This window comes from Nocardia sp. NPDC102475, from assembly GCF_055584605.1.
Genome location: NZ_JBVJLS010000037.1, coordinates 26,275 through 49,765 on the forward strand (window position 1 = coordinate 26,275; position 23,491 = coordinate 49,765).

The 23,491-nt window shown below is 67.2% G+C and carries 7 protein-coding genes and 1 pseudogene; 4 read left to right on the forward strand and 4 right to left on the reverse strand.

Annotated features, from left to right (window positions below; translation table 11 throughout):
- The first annotated feature begins 232 nt into the window (after nt 1–232).
- Nucleotides 233–16,657, forward strand: coding sequence for an amino acid adenylation domain-containing protein (locus tag ACZ60G_RS40545; RefSeq protein ID WP_465817276.1), 16,425 nt, complete (start codon nt 233–235; stop codon nt 16,655–16,657).
- Nucleotides 16,658–16,675: 18 nt separating this feature from the next.
- On the opposite strand, the gene ACZ60G_RS40550 is transcribed toward ACZ60G_RS40545, so the two are convergent.
- Nucleotides 16,676–17,323, reverse strand: a complete 648-nt coding sequence (locus tag ACZ60G_RS40550) for a TetR/AcrR family transcriptional regulator (protein ID WP_465817277.1) — start codon at nt 17,321–17,323, stop codon at nt 16,676–16,678.
- A 149-nt stretch (nt 17,324–17,472) separates the two neighbouring features.
- Here ACZ60G_RS40550 and ACZ60G_RS40555 point away from each other — a divergent pair, with 149 nt between their 5' ends.
- Nucleotides 17,473–18,138 carry an SRPBCC family protein gene (locus tag ACZ60G_RS40555; protein ID WP_465817278.1) on the forward strand — a complete coding sequence of 222 codons (666 nt, stop codon included), beginning with the start codon at nt 17,473–17,475 and terminating at the stop codon, nt 18,136–18,138.
- A gap of 17 nt (nt 18,139–18,155) precedes the next feature.
- Here the strand turns inward: ACZ60G_RS40555 and ACZ60G_RS40560 are convergent, their stop codons facing one another.
- Nucleotides 18,156–18,761, reverse strand: coding sequence for a helix-turn-helix domain-containing protein (locus tag ACZ60G_RS40560; protein WP_465817279.1), 606 nt, complete (start codon nt 18,759–18,761; stop codon nt 18,156–18,158).
- A gap of 87 nt (nt 18,762–18,848) precedes the next feature.
- Here ACZ60G_RS40560 and ACZ60G_RS40565 point away from each other — a divergent pair, with 87 nt between their 5' ends.
- Complete coding sequence (locus ACZ60G_RS40565; protein WP_465817280.1) at nt 18,849–19,349, forward strand: DinB family protein; 501 nt, start codon at nt 18,849–18,851, stop codon at nt 19,347–19,349.
- Nucleotides 19,350–19,372: 23 nt separating this feature from the next.
- Nucleotides 19,373–19,657: an alpha/beta fold hydrolase gene (locus ACZ60G_RS40570; RefSeq protein ID WP_465817281.1), complete on the forward strand. Its 285-nt coding sequence runs from the start codon at nt 19,373–19,375 to the stop codon at nt 19,655–19,657.
- Here the strand turns inward: ACZ60G_RS40570 and ACZ60G_RS40575 are convergent.
- Together ACZ60G_RS40575 and ACZ60G_RS40580 are read right to left on the reverse strand one after the other, a co-directional pair.
- On the reverse strand, nt 19,623–22,376 hold the full coding sequence (locus tag ACZ60G_RS40575; RefSeq protein WP_465817306.1) for a condensation domain-containing protein: 2,754 nt from the start codon (nt 22,374–22,376) through the stop codon (nt 19,623–19,625). The two genes, ACZ60G_RS40570 and ACZ60G_RS40575, sit on opposite strands and share 35 nt — an antisense overlap.
- Before the next feature lie 197 nt (nt 22,377–22,573).
- A pseudogene (locus tag ACZ60G_RS40580) lies at nt 22,574–23,482 on the reverse strand (beta-ketoacyl [acyl carrier protein] synthase domain-containing protein); the annotation flags it as partial.
- Nucleotides 23,483–23,491: the final 9 nt, after the last annotated feature.

The window sequence follows — 23,491 nt, forward strand, 5'->3', positions numbered from 1 at the left end:
GTGACGTCATGACGCCGGTGCCTGTGATTTGATAGGGCACAAATACTCCAAAATCGATACCTTCTCGCTTTGTTCGACACTGGTCCGCCAACGGTGTGCCGGGATCCGGCCGGGTTCGTTGGTTTCGGCAAGACCTGTGGGCTCGACGCGAGAGGACTGTAGTACTCGAATGGATAGGGTTCGTCGCACTGCTCGGGGTCGAATTCGCCGCAGATCGAGTAGCCCGCTGTTCATGCAGTTATTGGGGGCAGCGGTCGAATCCGCGGCCGACTCCATCGCGATCCGCTACAACCCGACCGGCGAATCCGCTGATCAGCGCGAACTCACCTACACCGAGCTGGACGAGTCGTCATCGCGACTGGCACGGGAACTGATCGAGCGGGGTGTGGGCCCCGGCGACGTCGTTGCCGTCGGTTTCACCCGCTCGATCGAATCCGTACTGGCCGTATGGGCCATCGCCAAGACCGGCGCGGCGTATGTGCCGGTCGACCCCACCCTTCCGCCGGAGCGCAGCGAATACATCGTCGCCGACTCGCGAGCGGTGCTGGGGCTCACCGACTCGACGCATCGCTCACGGTTCGGCACCGAGATCTACTGGCTCGACATCGATGATCCGCTGCACCGGGAGCGGATCGCGGCGCGACCCGCACATCCGATCTCCTATGTGGACCGGGTGAGCACACCGACCGAACAGCATCCGGCCTACGTCATCTACACCTCCGGCTCCACCGGTCGCCCGAAGGGCGTTGTGGTGACTCACGCAGGTATTGCGATGCTGGTGAACGCTCAACGGGAGCGCTACGCGGTCGATGGCGATTCGCGGGTGCTGCACGTCTGTTCGCCGAACTTCGACGTATCGGTGCTCGAGCTACTGCTGGCCTTCAGTTCCGGCGCGACGCTCGTGGTGGCCCCGCCCACGGTCTTCGGCGGCGCCGAGCTGGCCGACCTGTTACGCCGTGAGCGTGTCACGCACATGCTGATCACGCCCGCAGCGCTGGAGTCGGTCGATCCGGTCGGACTCGACACGGTGCGGGTCGTGGTCGTCGCGGGTGATGCGTTCGGCCCACGGCTGGTCGAGCGATGGGCGGTCGCCGGGCGGTCTTTCTACAACGCCTACGGGCCCACCGAGGCCACCATTCTCGCCACCGGCAGCGCCGAGTTGGTGCCCGGTCAGCCGATCACCATCGGCACCGCCCTGCCGGGTGTCGGCGCGGTGGTGCTCGATTCGCGGTTGCGGCCGGTACCCGCCGAAGTGATCGGCGAACTCTACCTTTCCGGTCCCGCGCTCGCGCAGGGCTACCTGGGGCGGGCGGCGCTCACGGCGGAACGATTCGTGGCGAATCCGTTCGGCGGGGAAGCCGGCAACCCCGGCGCACGGATGTATCGCACCGGCGATCTGGTGCGGCGGCGCATGACCGATGGCGCGATCGAATATCTGGGTCGCTCGGATTTCCAGGTCAAGATCCGCGGCTTCCGAATCGAGCCAGGTGAGATCGACGCCGCACTGACCGGTCACCCCGATATCGAATACGCCGCGACGCTCGGCAAGGTCGCGCCCTCCGGCGCGACCCTGCTGGTCTCCTATGTGCTGGCGCGCAACGGCATTTCCGTCGATGCCGGAGAACTCTTGCGCTTCGCCGGGGCCGCATTGCCCGGCCATATGGTGCCGTCCGCGATCGTCGTGCTCGACGCGATCCCCTTGTCCGCCAACGGAAAGCTCGATCGGCAGGCGTTGCCCGAGCCGGTGTTCGAGGCGGCGGTGTCGCGGGCCCCCGTGGGCGCTGTCGAATCCCGGCTCGCCGAGTTGTATGCCCAAGTGCTCGGTGTGCGGGTCGGGGCGGAGGACTCGTTCTTCGCCGCCGGTGGAGACAGCATCCTATCGATCCAGTTGGTCTCGCGGGCCCGCGCGGCGGGGATAGTGTTCACCCCTCAGGATGTGTTCGAGCAGCGCACCGTGGCCGGGCTGGCGCGGGTCGCGGTTGTCGGTGCCGAACCCACGCCGAGGCTCGCGGAGTTGCCCGGCGGCGGTATCGGGGAGATTCCGCTGACACCGGTGCTGGCCGCCCATCTTGTCGGGGGGAGGTCGTTCGGCCGGTTCACCCAGCAGATGGTGCTGGCCCTACCCGAGCACATCGACCGGGCGGGTTTGGTGGCCACACTCGCCGCGGTGCTGGACCACCACGACATGCTGCGCGCACGACTTTGGTCTGCCGACGGGCGATGGCAGTTGCACACTCTGGCGCCGGGTGCGGTGGACGTGGACGCGCTGCTCACTCGTGTCGACGTGCCCGCCGGACTGGACATCGATGAGTTATGCGGAACCGCCACTGCGGCAATGGATTCCGCCCTCGACACGCTGGACCCGGCGTCGGCCCGGATGATCGCCTGCACTTGGCTGTCTCGATCGGACGGCCGGGACGCGCTGGTCATCGTCGCGCATCACTACGTGATCGATGGCGTGTCGTGGCGAATTCTGATCTCGGACTTGGTGACCGCGTGGGCGCAACGCGACGGTGGTCACCGGATCGACCTGCCCGGCGTCGGCACGTCGTTCCGGCGGTGGGCGCACGGTCTGGAGGCGGCGACCGCCGCGGACCGTACCAGCGAATTGCCGTACTGGCGGCAGGTTCTGACCGTCGCTGATCCCCTGTTGGGCGCGCGGGCACTCGACCCGGTCATCGATACAGCGGCCACGGTGCGGCATTTCACCGTCATGGTGCCGGCCGAGATAACCCATGCGGTGTTGACCGAGTTGCCGAGGTTGTATCGGAGCGGAGTCAACGACGGTCTGCTCGCGGCATTGGCGCTCGCGGTGCGCTCGTGGCGGGCGAGAAGAGGGGTCGATGCCGCGGCCACGCGAATCCGGCTCGAGGGACACGGTCGTGAGGAAACCGCCGTCGCCGGTGCCGACCTGAACCGCACTGTCGGCTGGTTCACCAGCATGTATCCGGTGGCGCTCGATCTGTCCGGCATCGACGCCGATGCCGCGTGGAACACCGCCGACGCGACCGCGGCGATGCTCAAGACGGTGAAGGAGCAGCTGCTCGCGGTGCCGGATAAAGGCATCGGTTTCGGCATGCTGCGTTATCTCGACACCGATACCGCTGGCGAACTCGACGGTGCGCTCGGCCAGATCGGTTTCAACTATCTCGGTCGGATTTCCGCAGGCGACGTACCGGCGGGGCTGACGGATCACAGTTGGCTGCCGACCGCCGACTGGGGCGCCCCGGAAGCCGACCAGGATCGGGCGATGCCCGCGGCCGCCGTGGTGGATATCAACGCGATCGTCACCGATACCGACGCGGGCGCGCAGATGAGTGCGTCATTCGCGTACGCGTCCGAGATCCTCGACGAGGCCTCCGTGCGGGAGCTGGCCGAGTACTGGGTGGCCGCGCTGACCATGCTTGCCGGACATGTCCACGATCCGGCGGCCGGTGGCCTGACTCCGGCGGATGTCCCGCTCGTGCGGATCGCTCAGGGGGAACTCGATATCTGGCAGCGGGAGCACCCGGGCCTGGTCGATGTCCTGCCGCTGTCGCCCCTGCAGCTCGGATTGCTTTTCCTGACACAGCTTTCCGACGATTCGGCGGATCCCTATCTGCTGCAGTTGGCGGTGGAGTTGTCCGGCGTGATCGACCTGGATCGCCTACGGCGGGCGGCGCAAGCAGTGTTGGATCGGCATGCGATCCTGCGGGCCGCGTTCAGAACTTCGGTCGAGGGCGCCCCGGTCCAGATCGTCGCGGAGGGTCTCGAGGTCCCGTGGCGGATCGTCGACACCTCGGACACCGATCCGGCGTCGCTCCTGGCCGGCGAGGCACGCGTCGGGTTCGATCCGGCGGTGGCGCCGCTGCTGCGATTCACGGTGTATCGCACGAACTCCGGACGCGTACATCTGGTGTTGACCGCGCATCACATCCTGTTGGATGGCTGGTCGATGCCGTTGCTGATGAAGGAACTGCTGATTTCCTATGCGGCCGACGGTGATTCGACGCCGCTGCCGCGAGTCCGGCCGTATCGGGACTATCTCGCCTGGTTGGCGCGCTACGACCGGGACGCCACCCTGCGGACGTGGCGCGCGGCGCTGGCAGATCCGACGCCGACTCGGCTGGCCGCGACCCTGCCATCGCCCGCAACGGCCACCGACGGCCACGGTGTCTGCGCCGCCGACCTGTCACCTGCCGAGACTGCTGAACTGTCGAGGTTCGCCGCCGCAACCGAGGTCACCGTCAATACAGTGGTCCAGGCGGCGTGGGGTCTGGTGCTCGCGGCATGTGCCGGGGGCGATGATGTCGTGTTCGGCGCGGTGGTTTCCGGGCGGCCGCCGCAGGTCGACGGGGTCGACGAAATGGTCGGCCTGTTCGCCAATACCGTCCCGGTTCGGGTTCGGTTCGACTCTGATGCGCCGGTGCGGCAACTGCTGATTCGGCTGCAGTCCGAACAGGTTTCGTTGCTCGACTGTCATCACATCGGGTTGGCCGATATTCAGCGCGCAGCTGGTGCCGGTGAGTTGTTCGATTCTCTCGTGGCCTTCGAGTCGTATCCCGTCGACACCGATGGTTTGCGGCAGGCCCACGCGACGATCGACGGGCTGGAAGTCGTCGATCTCCAAGGTCGCAACTTCACGCACTACCCGGTGGCTGTCGTGGTCGAGTTGGGCACTCGACTGCATGTACAGGTGCAGTACCGGCGCGACATTATTACCACCGCCGCCGCGCAGGCGCTCGCCGCGCGGTTGCGGATGCTGATCGGTGAATTCGTTGCGACGCCCGAGCGCACGCCGGCGGAAATAAATCGGTTCTTCGATGAGCGCGGCGATCTGATCTCGCGGACGCGCTACTGGCGCACCGCGCTCCGGGGCCTGCCGGATGAGCTGAACCTGCCCGCGGATCGCCCACGTCCTGCGATCCCCTCCCTCGCGGACTCGTGCGTCCAGTTCGAGATCGATGCGGATCTGCAGCACCGGATACAGCAAGTCGCGCACGACACCACGGTGTTCAACGTCGTACACGCGACCTTCGCGGTACTGCTCGCGCGACTATCGGGGACCGATGACATCGCGATCGGCACCCCTGCCGAAGCGGGCGGATCGGTCAACACGGTCGTACTGCGCACCAGGGTGCCGGGTGAAATCTCGTTCGGCGATCTGCTCGCGCAGGCGAAAGACATTGCCCTACAGGCATTCGCACGAGCAGAACTGCCCTTCGACGAGTTGGTGACACTGCTGGATCCGGTTCGGTCGGACGCACGTCACCCACTGGTACAGGTGATGTTGTCCGCAGGTGATCGGGCTCCCATCACACGCGGCCCGTTCGACCTGTCCCTGCACATTCGGGAGAACCCAGACAGCGCCCTCGTCGCGAACCTGTCCTTCGCGCCCGATCTGTTCGACCGGCGCACCGTGGAGATCTTCGCCGAGCGATTCCTCCGGCTGCTGGCCGCCGCGGTGCACCGCCCCGGAGACCCGATCGGTGACCTGCCGCTGCTCGGCGACGACGAGCTGGCCCTGCTGACCCGGATCCACGACGACGGGCGGGCGCCGCGGTTGCTGCCTGATCTGCTGACTCGTGGACTCGCCTCGGGCCGGGACCGGATTGCGGTGCGATACCAGGGTCGATCGATCAGCTACGGCGAACTCGACGACCAATCGTCACGGTTGGCGAGAGTCCTGATCGATCGAGGTGTCGGTCCCGAACTGCCGGTGGCGGTGTCACTGCCCCGTTCCTACGAAATGGTGCTGGCAGCCATCGCGATCGCCAAGGCCGGTGGTGCGCATCTGCCGGTCGACCCGGCTCATCCCGCGCATCGGGTGCGGCACATGTTGACCGATTCCGTTGCGGCCCTGGGTATTACCGGATCCGACTATGTCGATCGCCTACCCGATGCGGTGGATTGGCTGGTGCTCGATGCACCCGAGACGGCGGTGTTGTGCGCAGGCAAGTCCGCCGGCACGATCACCGATGCCGAGCGGATCGCGCCGTTACGGACGCAACATCCGGCCTACGTGATCTACACGTCGGGCTCGACGGGCCTGCCCAAGGGGGTCGCCGTAACCCATGGCGGGTTGAGCGATCTGGTCGATCATTCGGTCGGCCAGTACTGTCTCGAGCCGCACCACCGGTACCTGCATATCTGTTCGCCGAGTTTCGATCCGTCGGTGATGGAATGGATGTGCGCGTTCTCGGTGGGGGCGACGTTGGTGGTCGTGCCGTCGGATGTCATGGGCGGACCGGAACTCGGCGAGTTGCTGCGGACCGAGGGGGTAACGCACACGATCATCACTCCGGCGGTGCTCGGCACGGTCGATCCGGCCGGTGTGGACCGGATGGAAGTGCTGTTCGTGGGTGGGGATGTGCTGACCCCGGAGCTGTTGGCCAAGTGGCAGCCGGGCCGCCGGTTGTTCAACGCGTACGGTCCGACCGAGGCGACTGTCATGTCGTCGAATGTGGAACTGGTTGCGGGGCAGCACATCACGATCGGCAAGCCGATTCTGGGTAGCTCGGCGTTCGTGCTGGATTCGCGGTTGAATCCGGTACCACCCGGTGTTACGGGTGAACTGTATCTGGCCGGCACTGCCTTGGCTCGTGGCTACTGGAACCGCGCCGGGTTGTCCGCGCAGCGGTTTGTCGCCAATCCCTGGGGTGGGCCGGGTTCGCGGATGTATCGCACTGGCGACCTCGTGCGCTGGTACGCGGCACCGGAGCAGCGAGCGGGGAATCTCGCCGTTCCGTCGGCGGATTGGCAGCTGGACTATGTCGGTCGCGCTGATTTCCAGGTGAAGGTCCGTGGTTTCCGAATCGAGCTCGGCGAGATCGATACCATGCTCGGCCGACATGCCGATATCGATTTCGTGGTCACGCTGGGTCGCGAGATGGCCGGTGGCTCAACGGCATTGGTGTCGTACGTGCGGGCCGCGCCGGGGCGGGTGGTGGATCCGGCCGGGCTGCGGGAGTACGCGGCCGGGATCCTGCCGTCGCATATGGTGCCCACGGCGATTGCGGTGCTGGACCGGATTCCGTTGACTTCGAACGGAAAACTGGACCGTAAAGCGTTGCCGGAGCCGGTGTTCCCGACGGCGGTGTCGCGCGCTCCGGTCGGCGCGTTGGAGTCGCGGCTGGCCGAGCTCTTCGCGCAGGTGCTGGGTATGGAGCGGGTCGGGGTGGACGATTCGTTCTTCGCGGTCGGCGGTGACAGCATCATGTCGATCCAGTTGGTGTCGCGGGCCAAGGCGGCGGGGATGGTGTTCACCGCGCGGGATGTGTTCGAGCAGAAGACAGTCGCGAGGTTGGCTCGTGTTGCCGTGGTCGGTGCGGAGTCGGCGGCGGTTCTTGCGGAGTTGCCCGGCGGCGGTGTCGGCGCGGTTCCGTTGACTCCGGTACTTGCCTGGTTCCTCACCAACGGTTCGTTCGGTCGGTTCGCTCAGAGCATGGCGCTCGGATTGCCGGAGGAGATCGATCGCGCGGGTGTGGTGGCCACTGTCGGCGCGGTGCTCGATCATCATGATGTGCTGCGCTCGCGGGTGTGGCAGACGGACGGGTCGTGGCGGTTCGAGGTGTCGGCGCGTGGCGCCGTCGAGGCCGACGCGCTGGTCGCCGAGGTCGAGGTGCCCGCGGGTGTCGACGAGGCCGAGCTGAACCGAATTGCCAACGCGGCCATGGATTCCGCGTTGGCGATGTTGGATCCCGCTGCGGGCCGGATGATCGCGTGCACGTGGCTGCGCAGACCCGATGCGCGCGATGCTGTCGCCGTCGCGGTCCACCACTATGCGATCGATGGTGTGTCGTGGCGCATCCTGATCCCGGATCTGGTGCTCGCGTGGGCACAGCGCAGCGCCGGACAGCCGGTGGCATTGCCCACCGTCGGCACCTCCTTCCGACGCTGGGCGCACGCCTTGGTGGAAGCGGCCGCCACACCGGACCGCGCCGAGGAACTCGGCTATTGGCAACGGGTGCTGGCCACGCCGGATCCACTGTTCGGCGCGCGTGCCCTGGACCCGGTCGCCGATACCTTCCAGACCCGGGGCGTATTCGATATCCGGGTTCCGGTCGAGGTCGCCGACGCGGTGCTCGCCAAGGTTCCCGCGCTGTACCAGGGCGGCGCCAACGACAGTCTGCTCGCCGCGCTCGCGATGGCGGTGCGTTCCTGGCGGGCGCGGCGCGGCATCGATGCTCCGGTCACTCGGCTACGGCTCGAGCGGCACGGTCGCGAAGAAGACGCGGTGCCCGGCGCTGACCTGACTCGCACCGTGGGTTGGTTCACCAGCATCAGTCCGGTGGCCATCGATCTGTCCGGAATCGACACCGAAGCCGCCCTCGCCGGTGGCGAGGCGACCGCCACGGTGCTGAAATCGGTGAAGGAGCAACTGCTTTCCGTGCCGGATCGAGGCATCGGTTTCGGCCTGCTCCGGCATCTGAATCCGGATACCGCCGACGCGCTGGCCGGTGATCTCGGGCAGATCAGCTTCAACTACCTCGGCCGTGTCTCGGCGGGTGCGGTGCCCGACGGCGTCTCGGACTGGTTGCCGACCGGAGAACTGGGAACCATTGCCGCAGAGCCGAATCCGGACCTCCCACTGTCCGCGGTGATCGACATCAACACGATCGTCAGCGATACGGCCGATGGCCCGCGGATGGTGGCGTCGTTCGCTTTTACCGCCGCGATCCTCGACGAGGCGGCGGTGCGGGAGTTGGCCGAGGACTGGCTGACCGCGCTCACCGCGATTGCCGAGCACGCGAAGGATCCGGCTGCCGGCGGTCTGACTCCGTCGGATGTGCCGCTGGTGCGGGTCTCTCAGGTCGAGTTGGACCAGTGGCGGCGCAACCATCCTGGACTGTCGGATGTGCTGCCACTGTCACCGCTGCAGAATTCGCTGCGGGTGCTCATCGAGCTGCTGGACGGTTCGATCGACGCCTACATAATCCAGCTGGCGGCGCGGCTGACCGGCGAGCTGGATATGGGCCGGTTGCGCCGAGCCGCGCAGACCATTCTGGACCGGCACGCGAATCTCCGGTCGGCCTTCGTACCCATGGCCGACGGGACGTCGGTGCAGCTGGTGATGGACGGGGTCGAGGTGCCGTGGCAGGTTGTCGACGGCGTGTCCGAGGCCGAGCTGCCGGAACTGCTCGTCGCCGAGCGGCGACGCGGATTCGATCCGGCGGTCGCGCCGCTGCTGCGATTCACGGTGTACACCAACGACTCCGAGCACCATAAACACAGCCACCTCGTGTTGACCGGACACCACATTCTGCTCGACGGCTGGTCGATGCCGCTGTTGATGAAGGAGCTCCTGGTCCTGTACGCGACCGGCGGCGACACGTCACCGCTCGCACTGGTCCGGCCCTACCGCGACTACCTGCGGTGGCTCGCGCAACAAGACCGGGAGGCCGCGGTACGCGCCTGGTCGGACGTGTTGACCGGCGCCACCGCGACCATGCTCGCCCCTGAACTGGCGTGGCCCACGGCGACCGGCGACGGGTTCGGCGTCTGTGAATTCGATCTGTCGACCGCACAGACCTCGGCGCTCACCGCGTACGCGGCTACGGCCGAAGTGACCGCCAATACGGTGATCCAGGCGGCGTGGGGTCTGGTCATCGCCGGTAGCACCGGACGCGACGATGTCGTCTTCGGCGCGACCGTCTCCGGCAGACCGCCACAACTCGACGGTATCGGCGACATGATCGGCCTGTTCGTGGATGCCATCCCGGTACGGATCCGGTTCGATCCAGACACGACAGCGCGGACCCTGCTGGCGGGTTTGCAGGGCGAGCAAGCGTCGCTGTTGGACCATCACCACCTCGGACTCGGCGCGATCCAACGCGTCGCCGGGCTGAGCTCACCCACCCCGCCGACTACGCAAGCTTCGTCCGCCGGCGTCCCCAATGACGAACTGTTCGACACAATGCTGGTCTTCGAGTCCTACCCGGTCGACGCCGAGGGGCTGCAGCAGGCGGGCAGCGCCATCGACGGGCTGCGGATCGAGCAGATGCGCGGGGCCGACTTCACGCACTATCCGATCACCGTTGTGGTCTTCCTGGATACCCGGACGCTGGTGCAGGTGAAGTACCGGCGCGATGTCGTCGCCGACGAGACGGCACAGGCCGTGGCCGATCGGCTTCGCCGCGTGCTCAGCGATCTGCCCGCGACACCGGACCGTACCGCGGCCGATATCGCACTGCTGTGCGACACCGAATCGGACGACCCGATCACCAAGTCTCGGTACTGGCGCACCGCATTGGCGGGGCTGCCCGATCGGCTGGAGCTGCCGACGGACCGGCCGCGCACGGCGGTGCGGTCCGATGTCCGTGGGCGAGTGGAGTTCTCGGTGCCGAACGAGGTACACCTGGGTCTCCGACAGCTTGCGCACACGGCGGGCGTGACATGGACCGCGGTGGCGCGCGCGGCATTGGCGGTAGTGCTCGCGCGACTATCAGGCTCCGACGACATCGCGATCGGCACCCCGACGCCAGGCAGCCGCCGTGCCGAGCTGGTGCTGCGTACCCGCGTGGATCGAGCCGCGCGCTTCGCCGACCTCCTACCGGAGGCACACGTGCGTGAACTGGAAGGGTTCACGCACGCAGGTATCCCGTTCGACGAGTTGATCGATCTGTTGGGAGCGCGGCGGTCGCCGGATCGGCATCCCCTGTTCCAGGTGGCCCTGTCGTTCCAGAGCCCGCCGGATGCGGTCGGGGATCTGGCACTGGCGATCTCGGCCGCGGATGGCGACTCGGACCGGATGCTCGGCGAACTGTCTTTCGCGCGTGATCTTTTCGATGACGGTACGGCGGAGAGGTTCGCCCGGCGGTTCGTCCGGGTGCTGGCGGCGGTCGTGAACGAGCCCACGACGCGGGTGCGCGATCTGCCGCTGTTGGTCGACGACGAGTACGAGTGGCTGACCCGGATGGGAGGCGGCGCCCCGGCTACCGTCGGGCTGCTGCCGGATCTGCTGACCCAGGGAGTCGGTTTCGGGCGCGATCGGGTCGCGGTGCGCGACGCGGGACGGGCATACACCTACGGTGAGCTCGACGAACTATCATCGCGTCTGGCGCGCGTACTGATCGATCGAGGCGTCGCGCCGGAGACGGTGGTGGCGCTGGCGATGCGACGTTCGTACGAGATGATCGCCGCGGTATGGGCGGTCGCCAAGGCGGGTGGCGCGTACCTGCCGGTCGATCCGAGCTATCCGGTGGACCGGGTGCGGCACATGGTGGCCGATTCCGGTGCGGTGGTGGGCATTACGGTCGCTGAGCACGCAGATCTACCCGATACGGTGGACTGGCTGATCTTCGACGATCCCGCGGTGCTCGCACGCTGCGCCGCCCACTCGGCGACCGCGGTGACCGACGCGGATCGTCGTGCGCCGCTGCGCGTGTCGCATCCGGCGTATGTGATCTACACGTCGGGGTCTACCGGACTGCCCAAGGGGGTCGCCGTCACCCACGCCGGGCTCGGTGGACTCGTCGGCCACACGGTCGACATGCTCGGCCTCGAGCCGCAACATCGGATGCTGCATGTGTGTTCGCCGAGTTTCGACCAATCGGTCGAGGAGTGGTCCAGCGCGTTCTACAGCGGTGCCACCCTGGTGATCGCCGCACCGGATATCGTCGGCGGCACCGAACTGCGTGACCTGCTGCGTGGCGAACGGGTCACGCATACGATCATCACCCCAGCGCTGCTCGGCACTGTTGATCCCGCCGACCTGGACGACCTGGCGGTGGTGTCCGCAGGAGGCGAGGCCACCACCGCTGACCTCCTTGCCAAGTGGCAGCCGGGTCGCCGCTTCATCAACGGATACGGTCCGACCGAGGCGACGATCGGCGCCACCTATACGACTCTGCTTGCGGGACAACAGGTAACGATCGGCCGTCCGATACCCGGCGGGTGGGCGGCGGTGCTCGATGAGCGGTTGCACCCGGTGCCCGCGGGTGTCACCGGTGAGCTGTATCTGGCGGGCCCGGCACTCGCCCGCGGCTATCACGGGCGTTCCGGCTCGACGTCGGAACGTTTCGTCGCGAATCCGTGGGGTCCGCCGGGCGACCGGATGTACCGGACCGGCGATCTGGTCCGATGGGTCGAGGTAGCCAATGCCACGGCTACCGGTTGGGAGTTGGAGTACCTGGGCCGCACGGACTTCCAGGTGAAGATCCGCGGCTTCCGCATCGAGCTCGGGGAGATCGACGCAGTGCTCGCCGCGCATCCCGACGTGGACTACGCGGTGACCATCGGGCGCGAAAACCCGAGCGGGGCTACGATTCTGGTGTCGTATGTGATGGGCCGGTCGCTGAAGCCGGATCAACTGGCACAGTGGGCCGCGCAGAGCCTGCCGTCGCATATGGTTCCCGCGTCGGTCGTGGTACTCGACGAGATTCCATTGACCGCAGTCGGCAAACTCGACCGAAATGCACTCCCCGAACCCGGGTTCGCGGCGCGCATCTACCGGGAACCGTCGACGGTGGCGGAACAGGCCGTAGCCGGTGTCTTCGCCGAGGTGCTTGGCATCGAGCGGATCGGCGCCGACGACAACTTCTTCGAGCTGGGCGGCAATTCGCTGCTCGCCACGCGGGTGACCGCTCGCCTCGGCATGGCGCTGGATGCCCGGGTTCCGGTGCGTGTGCTGTTCGCCGCGCCCACCGTCGCGGGTTGTGCGCGCGAGGTGGCGAAGCTCACCGGTACCGGTAGTCGCCGCGCCCTGGTAGCGGGCCCACGGCCGGAACGTATTCCGCTGTCGCCCGCACAGCAGCGGATGTGGTTTCTCAACAGGTTCGATACCGAGTCGACCGCATACAACATTCCTGTCGCGATCGGTTTGACCGGCGATCTGGATATCGCCGCGCTGGGGCAGGCCTTCACCGATGTCGTTGTGCGCCATGAGATCCTGCGAACCATATATCCGCAGCCGGGCGATGCAGCGGATCCGTTGCAGGTCATCCTGCCCCCCGGTCACTCCGGGGTGCCGCGGCTGGAGGTTCGGACCGTCAGTGCCGCCGAGGTGGAATCGGCTGTGCTGGAACTGGTTTCGACGACGGCCTTCGACGTGACTGCCGCGGTGCCTGTCCGCGCCGTGCTGTTCCGGGTCGCGGACGCCGAATTCGTGCTGGCCATGGTCGTCGACCACATCGCGGGTGACGGCTACTCCGGTGGCCCGCTCACTCGTGATCTGGCGTCGGCATACGCGGCTCGTGCGCTGGGCCGGGCCCCGGATTGGTCGCCGCTGGCCGTGCAGTACGCGGATTACACGCTGTGGCAACGTGCGCTGCTCGGCAGTGCGGACCAGCCGGGCTCGATGGCGGCCGAGCAGATCGCCTACTGGCGGCGAGCCCTTGCCGACCTGCCGGATCAGCTGGATTTGCCGACAGACCGGCCACGGCCGGCGGTGCAGTCGTTCGCAGGCGGCCGAGTCGAGTTGCACATCGATGCGCGTGCGCATGCGGCGTTGGCGGGGCTGGCACGGGCCGAGGGCGCGACGCTGTTCATGGTTGCGCATACCGCACTGGCAGTGTTGCTGGCTCGCTTGTCGGGCACCGACGATATTGCGATCGGTACACCGATAGCGGGCCGGGGTGAGGCGGTGCTCGACGATCTGATCGGCATGTTCGTCAACACCCTGGTGTTCCGTACCCGGGTGGATGCGGGTGCGAGTTTCACGGAGTTGCTTGCGCGGCAACGCGATATCGACGTCCAAGCGTTCGCCCATGCCGATGTGCCGTTCGAGCAATTGGTCGAAGTGCTCAATCCGATGCGCTCGACGGCGCGGCATCCACTGTTCCAGGTGGGGTTGTCGTTCCAGAATCTGGCCCCGGCCAGGATGGAATTGCCGGGCTTGACCGTCACGGCGTTGGCACAGGATCGACAGCTGTCGCAGTTCGATCTGCATGTGATCATGGCCGACAGCTACGACGAGGACGGTGTGCCGACCGGTATCGGCGGCTTCTTCACCTACGCCGCGGACCTGTTCGACGAGTCCACGGTGCGGAGTTTCGTGGACCGGTTCGTGCGGGTCCTCGATGCCGTGATCGCGGATCCGCAGGTTCCGGTCGGTGCCATCGATCTGCTCGCGACCGAAGAAAATACACGGATCCTCACGGCGTGGAACGACACCGCGCACCAGGTGAATACGGCCGCCACATTGGCGTCGCTGCTCGACGAGACTGTCGCCGCCACACCGGAGTCCACGGCGCTGGTCGCCGCCGACGGTACTCCGATCACCTACGGTGAGCTCGATGGACGCGTGAACAAGGTTGCGCGGTACTTGATTTCGTCGGGTGTGGGCCCGGAGTCGCGGGTGGCGTTGGCTATTCGGCGTTCGGTGGATCTGGTCGTCGCGATGTATGCCGTGACCAAGGCCGGTGGTGTGTACGTGCCGGTCGATCCGGATCAACCCGCGCAGCGGACCGACTACATGCTGGAGACGGCGGCACCGGTATGTGTGCTGACGAATGTCGATGCGGGTTTCGGGACCTCCGCTGCGCCGGTGGTGCTGATGGATCGACTGGACCTGTCCTCGGTGGACGCGGCGCCGATCACCGACGCAGAGCGGATCGCGCCGTTGCGCGCCGAGCACGCGGCCTATGTGATCTTCACGTCCGGTTCCACGGGTCGCCCGAAGGGGGTCGCGGTCACACACGGTGCGATTGTCAACCAGTTGCTCTGGAAGACAGCGCAATTCGGATTGACCGCTGATGACGCGGTGTTGCTGAAGACGGCGGCGACGTTCGATTTGTCGGTGTGGGAATTCTGGTCGGCCGCGGCCTGCGGCGGCCGCCTGGTCATCGCCGCGCCGGACGGCCACCGCGACCCGGCATACCTGAACGAGCTGATGACACGTGCGGGCGTGACCACGCTGCACGCGGTGCCGTCGATGCTCGACGCATTGCTGACGGGTCGGCTGCCGGACTCGTTGCGCCAGGTGCTGGCGATCGGTGAGACCCTGCCTGCCGCGCTGGCGCGCCGATTCGCGGCGGCTGTGCCGGATGCGACGCTGTACAACCTTTACGGCCCGACCGAGGCGGCGGTGTCGATCACCAGCCATCAGGTGCGCAGGTTCGATGAACTGGCCGTCCCGATCGGCAGACCGACGTGGAACAGTCGGGTATACGTGCTGAATTCGCGGTTGCGCCCGGTTCCGGTCGGCGTCGCGGGTGAGTTGTACTTGGCCGGAGTGCAGTTGGCGCGGGGCTACGTCGGTCGCGCTGACCTGACGGCGGATCGTTTCGTCGCCGACCCGTTCCAGCCGGGTGCCCGGATGTATCGCACCGGCGACCTGGTGGCATGGAATACCGAGGGCGAGCTCGACTATCGGGGCCGCACCGATTTCCAGGTGAAGATCCGTGGCTTCCGCATCGAACTCGGCGAGATCGATGCGGTACTGGCCGCCCACGCGGAAGTGGATTTCGCCGTCACGATCGGCAGGGAGAATTCCGCTGGGGCAACGGTTCTGGTGTCATACGTGGTGGCCGCCCAGGACCGGGTGATCGATCCGGATCGGCTGATCCGCTGGGCCGCACGGACCTTACCGTCGCATATGGTTCCCGCGGCGATCGTGGTCCTCGACGACGTCCCGTTGACCCAGGTCGGCAAACTCGATCGCGCGGCGCTGCCAGAACCGGAGCTCGGGACCCGCGCCTTCCGCGCACCGACGACAGCGCTCGAGACCATGGTCTGCGAGATTTTCGCGGATGTATTGGGTCTGGATCGCATCGGATTGGATGACAACTTCTTCGAACTCGGCGGCAATTCACTGATCGCGACCAAGCTGACGGCTCGGTTGAGCGAGGCGATGGCCGAAACGATTCCGGTGATGTGGGCGTTCACCGCCCCCACTCCCGCGGGCATAGTCGCGGAGTTGCGTGCGCGCGGCGCAGCGGGCGCCGGTGCCGACGCGGCATTCGATGTGCTGTTGCCGCTGCGGGTTTCCGGCACCGCCGAGCCGCTGTTCTGCATCCATCCGATCGGGGGCATCGCGTGGTCGTTCGCCGGGCTGGCAGCCCATCTCGATGCGAATCGGCCCATTTACGGCCTCCAGTCACCCGCGCTGAGTTCGGCGGACCCACTACCGGATTCGATCGAGGATTGGGCGCGGCACTACGTCAAACACGTTCGTGAGGTGCAACCGGAGGGTCCCTACCACCTGCTCGGCTGGTCACTCGGGGGTGTGCTCGCGCATGCCATGGCCGTCCAACTCCAGGACGAAGGCGCGCAGGTGGCGCTGCTGGGCATGATGGACAGTCGACTACTCGACATCGGCGTCGGATCCAAACTCGCGGGGATCGAGGTGACGGTCCCGGAACTGCTCGGTGGACTGCTCGGCGCTCGAGCCGCGGAATTCGGCCTGGACGAAACGGTGGAATTGTCTGAGCTGGCACAGCGATTGAGCACGCTCCCCGAGCCGTTCGCATCCTTCGGGGCCGCGCGGATCGAACGGGTCGTGGCCGCGGCGATCGATTCGGCGGCTCTCGACGCGGCATATCGTGCGCGGTCCTTCGATGGCGACCTCGTCTATTTCACCGCGGCCCACGACGATCCGACGGGTTCCGTCGGCGCCGCGACCTGGACTGCCGCAGTGGCCGGTACCGTGCACAACCATCCGGTGGCCACCACACACTGGCGGATGACCACTGATGCGGCGCTCCGGCGTATCGCGGAGGTCCTGCACGAGTGGTTCTGACACGCGGCTGCGGCGTGGTCAGCGTGTGATGAGGGTGTCGAGTTCGTCGGCGAACAGCAGGGCCGGGTCGAACTCCATTCCGGTGAAATGCCCGGCGAGTTCGAGGGAGAGGACGCCGTGCAGCCGGGTCCAGAAGGACACCGCTCGGTGCACAGTTGTGGTCGGTACCGAGTGGTCGCCGGCCCATCGGCGATGGTGTTCGAGGTGGGTGTCGAACGGTGTCGTGCGTGGGTCGGGGGGCAGCGCGGAGAATGCCTCGATCAGCATCGTCATGATCTCGTTCGAGATCTCGGTGGTGTCGTCGGGTGCGCGGTAGCCGGGGACGGGCGTGCCGTAGATGAGGAAGTATCGCTGCGGGTCGGCCAAGGCCCACTCCCGTAGCGCGTAAGCCAGTCCGGCCAGGTCGGCGCTGGAGTCTCGGGCCGCGCGCAGGGTGTTGGCGAGGCTGCGGTAGGCGTCGCGAATGAGTTCTGTGATCAGTTCGTCGCGGCTGGCGTAGTACCGGTAGAGAGCGGGGCCGCTCATGCCCACCTGTTTGGCGATGGCGTTGAGCGACAGCGCGGACGCCCCCGCCGTGGCGATCTGCTGCCAGGCACACTGCTTGATCTCCGCCCGCATCTGCACTCGATAGCGCTCCCGCGGGGTCTTCGCACCGGGGTTTGCCATGGACCGCTCCCTTCCCTGCTATCCGCCACGCTCATCGGTTAGAAGGTATCACTTTTGCTCTTGCTTCTCACGGCAAGAACGTTATAGCCTCTAACCATTGCAATAGATGCTCACCAATTCGGATGAGCCCGTCGATGAGGAGCAGAACCATGAACGACACTCGCCTTTCCAGCGCCCCGAACGCGCACGCCGAGTCCGGCACCATCCGTCGCCGCGGGCGGGCCGCCCTGCTCGGGATCGCGTTGTCCGCCGCATTCCTGAGCGCCAACATCACCTCTGCACATGCCGACGGCCCAGCCGACTCGACTCCGCTGACCTGCGAGGGTGCGGGCATCGACACTGCCGCACCGATTCATTACCGGACCGAGGCCCTGATCAAAGCGCCACTGGACGTCGTCTGGAATCTGCAGACCGACGTAGCACGCTGGTCGTCCTGGCAGCAGCCGGTCACCAGCATCGAGCGTCTGGATTCGGGGCCGCTGCAGGCTGGTTCGCAGTTCCGATGGACCACTCCTGCCCCCGCCACCGCCACGACCCCCGCGACCACCCTGACAATCACCTCCACCGTCCAGCAGCTGCAGCCCGCGCGGTGCATCCGTTGGAGCGGACCAGCGATCGGTGACGGGATGCGCATCGACGGCGGAATTCATGTCTGGACCTTCACCCCGGTGGACGGCGGCGTCCTGGTGCGCACCGAGGAGAACTGGAACGGAGCACAGGTCGAAGCGGACGTGCCGACCTCAACTCACTTTCTCGGTGCCGGTCTCGAAGCCTGGCTGGCCGACCTGCGGACCGCCGCAGAAACACAGCGCTGACGGTTATTTCGCTGAGCTCATCGCCTGCTACCGCCGTGCGACGACCGATGAGGTTCGGCGCGCACGTGCGCACGCATTCCTTGCAGGCCGAACAGGATAAGTAGTTCGACCACACCGCCGTCGGCGCTGCCCAGCCAGTGCGGCAAGGACGTGTCGAACTCGGCGGCCTCACCCGGCGGCAATGTCATGTCGCGCTCGCCGAGCACCAGCCGCAGGCGACCGTTGAGCACGTACAGCCATTCGAAGCCTTCGTGAGTCTGCGGGGTCGGTTCGACCGATTCCGGCTGAGCGGGAATGATCATCTTGAACGCCTGTATCCCGCCGGGCCGCCGGGACAGCGGCACGAAGATCATCCCGGATCGCCGGATCGGCTTCAGGTGTATCCGCGGGTCGCCGGTGCGTGGGGCGCCGACGAGGTCGTCCAGCGGAATGTCGTAGGTGCGGGCGAGCGGCAGCAGCAACTCGAGAGTCGCCCTGCGCTGCCCGCTCTCCAGCCGGGACAGGGTGCTCTCCGATATGCCGGTTGCCGCGGCGAGGTCGGCGAGGGTGATGCCGCGGTCGCGCCGCAGCGCACGCAGCCGCGGCCCCACCGCGTCGAGCACGTCGTCCGTTTCGCGATCCACGAGGCCATCTTGCCGGAACAGCAAGATCGCGTGCCAGGTCGTAGTGAGCGTGGCAAGACTGGGCGCGTGCCGACCACAGGAGGCTTGATGAGCACCACCACGCGCCGCAAACGCCGCGGCGACACCCCGCCGCCCTCGACCGGAAGCAGCGAGACCGAAATCCTGCGCGGATTCCTCGACTACCTCCGGGCCGCGATCGCCGCGAAGGTCGAGGGCGCCCCCGAACCTCAGGTGCGAACAGCCGCAGTGCCGTCGGGCACGAACCTGCTCGGGCTGCTCCAGCATCTGACCTTCGTCGAACGCTCGATGTTCCTCGGCGACAACGTCATCGACTGGCAGGCGACATTCCAGGCCGCGCCGGCCGACAGCGTGGCCGATATCGTCGCCCGCTACCGAGCTGCGGTCGAGCGTGCCAACGAAATACTCGACGGCTGCACCGATCTCGGCGCGAGGGTCCCTCGGCCGCGGCCGGGCCGTCCCGCTCCCAGCCTCCGCTGGGCACTCACCCACATGATCGAGGAGACCGGTCGCCACGCGGGCCACGCGGACATCCTGCGCGAGCTGATCGACGGCACGACCGGGCGCTGACTTCTACTCCAGGACAGGAACACATGATCACCACAACCCGGCCGCCGACGCACCGCCTCCTCGGATCCGCGGGCGCGATGGCTACCGCCCTCGACAAGGACGTTCACGACACCATGGCAGCAGCACCGACACCAGTCCCGACCCTGGTCATGACCGCCCAGGGGCAACTCGACGCGGTCCGAGCCACAGTGGCCGCGCGCGTGACAAACATCGTGCAGGCGGTCGACGTGCCGCATGCAGGGCACTGGCTCGTCGAGGAGAATCCCCAATTCGTCACCGCCGAGCTATTGCGTTTCCTCGAGGGATAGCCCCGCCATCAGGGGTGGCGCACATCGCCTCCAGCGCGGTGGTCATCGCGGCGACGACGCACTCGACCGTCGATTGATCGAAAAGTTCGGCGGCGTAGACCATCTCGCCGCGGATTCCGGCGCATTGTCCGTCGGGGTGGTATTCCTCCCGCAGGTTCAGCAGTAGCTCGAAAGGGGTTCGGCACACCGCTACCGGCCGGTGCCGGATCGCGAATCCATCCGGGGCCGTGCCGGTGTCGAATCCGCGCAGATAGGTCACCATCACCTGGAACAGCGGATGATGGGTCCGGGAGCGTGGCGGGTTCACCAGCGCGACAAGGCGATCGAAGGGGAACTCCTTGTTTTCGTACGCACCGAGGACACGCTCGCGGACCTGATGGACGAGTTCGCGATGGGTGGGCGCACCCGACAGGTCCAGGCGCACCACCGCGGTGTCGACCACGCACCCGACGACATCCTGGAGCCCCTCCGAATCGCGTCCGCTCAATGCCACCCCGATGGGCAGATCGGTGCCGGCGCCGTGACCGTTCAGCGCTATCGCGAGCGCGGTGTGCACCAGCATGTAGATGCTCACGCGGTAGTCGAGGGCAGTCCCGGCGAGCCTGCGATGGGTGTCGGCGTCGACGAGAACGGGCACCGCCGCCGCCGTATTCGCCCGCCGATCGGCGCGGGGACGGTCGACGGGGAGCACCGGATGTTTCGGCACGCCGTCGAGCACTGTGCGCCAGTACCGCGTCTGCTGCTCGAGCACATGGGTCTCCGGACCGAGCAGCTGCCGCAACCACATCGCATAGTCCGCGAATTGCGTTGCCGAACTGGGCCATTGCGGTATCTGCCCGGCGGCCCGCGCCCGGTAGGCGGTCAGGAAATCACGCTGGAGAATGCCCATGGATTCGCCGTCGCCGGCAATGTGATGGACCACCCCGAACAAGACGTGATGCTCGCGCCCCAACCGGTACAGGCGTGTTCGCATCGGCTGCTGCACCGTCAGGTCGAACCCGCGCAGCATCTCGGATTCCATTGCCCGCTCGACACTGTCGATACCGTCGGCGTCGACGATGCGGAAATCCGCCTGTGCCGAACCGATCGGCAGAATCCGCTGCACCGGGCTGTCCACCGCATACGGCAGTACGGTGCGCAGGATTTCGTGCCGGGCGACCAGATCGCCGATCGCCGCATGAACTGCCGCCGCGTCGAGCGGTCCATGGATGTCGAGCGCGGTCGCGATCAGGTAGTCGGGTTGCTGCGCGCCGAGATAGTTCACCGTCCACAGGCGCGACTGCGCGGGCGAGAGCGGGATCGCGTCGGTGCGGGGGACGTGCGCGAAGCCCGGCCGGGCAGTCTCCGTGCCGTGCCCGCGCCGATCGAGCGCCTGCTCCAGCGCGGCAATCGTCGGTGACTCGAACAGATCGCGCAACGACACCTCGACGCCGAGTGCGGACCGGACAGCGGCGACAACGCGAATCGCGGACAGGGAGTTGCCGCCGAGTGCGAAGAAGTCGTCGGTGACTCCGATCTCCCGGCCGCCGAGCGCCTGCGCGAAGGCTGCCGCGACGACCTGCTGACGCGGTGTTCGGACGGGAACGGGAGCAGCGCCCGTCGGCATCGGGAGCGCGCCGATATCGACCTTGCCCGTGCTGGTCAACGGCAGTTCGTCAACCCGCACGAGCACCGACGGCACCAGGTAGGAGGGCAAGCTCGCGGCCAGCCGGGTCCGCAGTGCCGCGGTGTCGACCCCGTCGCGCCCGACAACATGCGCGACCAGTGACTGCCCGCCACCGGCCCGCCGCAGCGTGACTATCGCCGCGACAATGCCGGGCTCGCGTCGAATCGCCGCTTCCACCTCCCCGGGTTCGACCCGGAATCCATTGATCTTCAACTGCCGATCGGCGCGGCCGAGGAAATGCAGCGGACCGGCCCCGTCCCATCGGCCGAGGTCACCCGTGCGGTACATACGGGCACCGGGCGGTCCGTACGGGTCGGCCACGAACCGCTCCGCGGTGAAGGCCGCGGCCCGGTGGTAGCCGTTGGCGAGTCCCGTACCGGACAGATAGATTTCCCCGGATACACCGGGGGGTACCGGCCGCAGCGCCGAATCGAGCACCGTGACACGGGTGTTGTCGGCCGGACGCCCGATCGGGACGGGCAGTTCGGGAGACGCGTCGTCGGGGATCGAGAAGGTCACCGCGAAGCTCGTCGCCTCGACGGGTCCGTACAGGTTCCGCACCCCAGGCGGTTCCGCACCGCGGCGCACGGCCACGGCGGCCCGCGGCGACAGCACGTCCCCGGCCACCGCGAGTTCCGACAGGCGGGCGAGCTCGTTCGGAGCCTGCTCGGCCAGTAGGTGAAACAGGCCCGCCGACAACAGCATCGACGTGACACGTCCCGCGCGCAGCACGTGCGCGTAGTCATGAACATCGAGCACGCCGGGCCGCGCGATCACCACGGTGCGTCCGGTGAGCAGCGGCAGCCACAGCTCGTACACCACCATGTCCCACGTGTACGGCAGATGCATCAGCACCCGTTCGTGCCCGTCGCTTCGGCCGACGCGATCGCGCGCCCGCGCCACGATATTGCGGTGGGTCACCTCCACGCCCTTCGGCGCTCCGGTCGACCCGGATGTGAACATGAGTGTCGCGACCGCGTCGGGGGCGATGGCGATACCGAGGTCGCTGTCATCGTCGGTCGCCGCGGCCGCGCCGTCGAGATCGTCCAGCACCAATTCGGTTCGCCGTTCGTCGATCTTGCCGTCCTGGCCGCCTGCGAGGCGCTCGCCGAACGACAGCAGTCACTGGTCGGGCGAGTCGCTCTGTTCGAGCCCACGCGCCGGATCGAGCTCGTGGCCGCCGGACGCGGCAAGCGCACCGATATCGAAAACGCGAGCATCGCCGACTGTTTCGAGTCGGTCGTGCGACAGTGCGCCTCGAGGTATCCGGCATCGCGCGGATCGGCGCCCGCATTCCGCCAGGCTTTCGTGATCACCCGCGCCTGGGCGGCGGCGCTGGGGGTGCTGATCGTCGCGGAGGCGTGCCCGTTGTGCAGCACCGCGCTGCCCCGGATGACGGCGTAGACGGGCGTGCGATCGGCGCGGGCACGGCCGAGCGTGGTCAGCAGCAGGGCGGCGCCGCCCTCGCCGGGCACCGTGCCGTCGGCGTCGACGTCGAACGCCCGGCACTGTCCGCTGGGCGAGGCGATTTCCGTCATCGTCTGCGCGGTCCATTCCGGAGATCCGCCGGCGCCCACGCTGACCCCGCCCGCGAGCGCGTAATCCGCGTCGCCACAACGTAACTCGCGACATGCGTGGTGGACGGCGATGAGCGAGGCATTGCAGCCGCTGTCGATCGCGTAGCACGGACCAGTCAGCCCCAGTAGGTGCGCGATGCGGGCCGTGACGCCGAAGGGCAGGTTGCCCAGCATGCTGAGCGGGCCGGGATCGACCGCCATGGCGTGGTAGGTGGGCATCGGTGCGCTGAACACCACCGCGGTCGTGGCCTCGTGCAGGGTGGCGGGCGCGTATCCGGCGTCCTCGATCGCCCGGTGCGCCAGTTCGAGCGCGATGCGCTGTTGCGGATCCATCAGCGACGCTTCGCGTTTGGACAGCTCGAAGAAGGCGTAGTCGAAGGTGTGGATATCGGCCAGATGCCCCATGGGAAGGTAGCCGACGGTGCGGTCCAATGCGGTCGCCTCCGCGCGGGCGTCCGGCATCGGCCCGATCGAGTCCCGGCCGTCGGCGAGATTCGCGCGGAATTCGCCGAGGTTCGAGGCGTCGGGGAAGCGCACTCCGATGCCGACGATCGCGATGTCGTCGTTGCTTGCTGTATTCACGGTTACGGT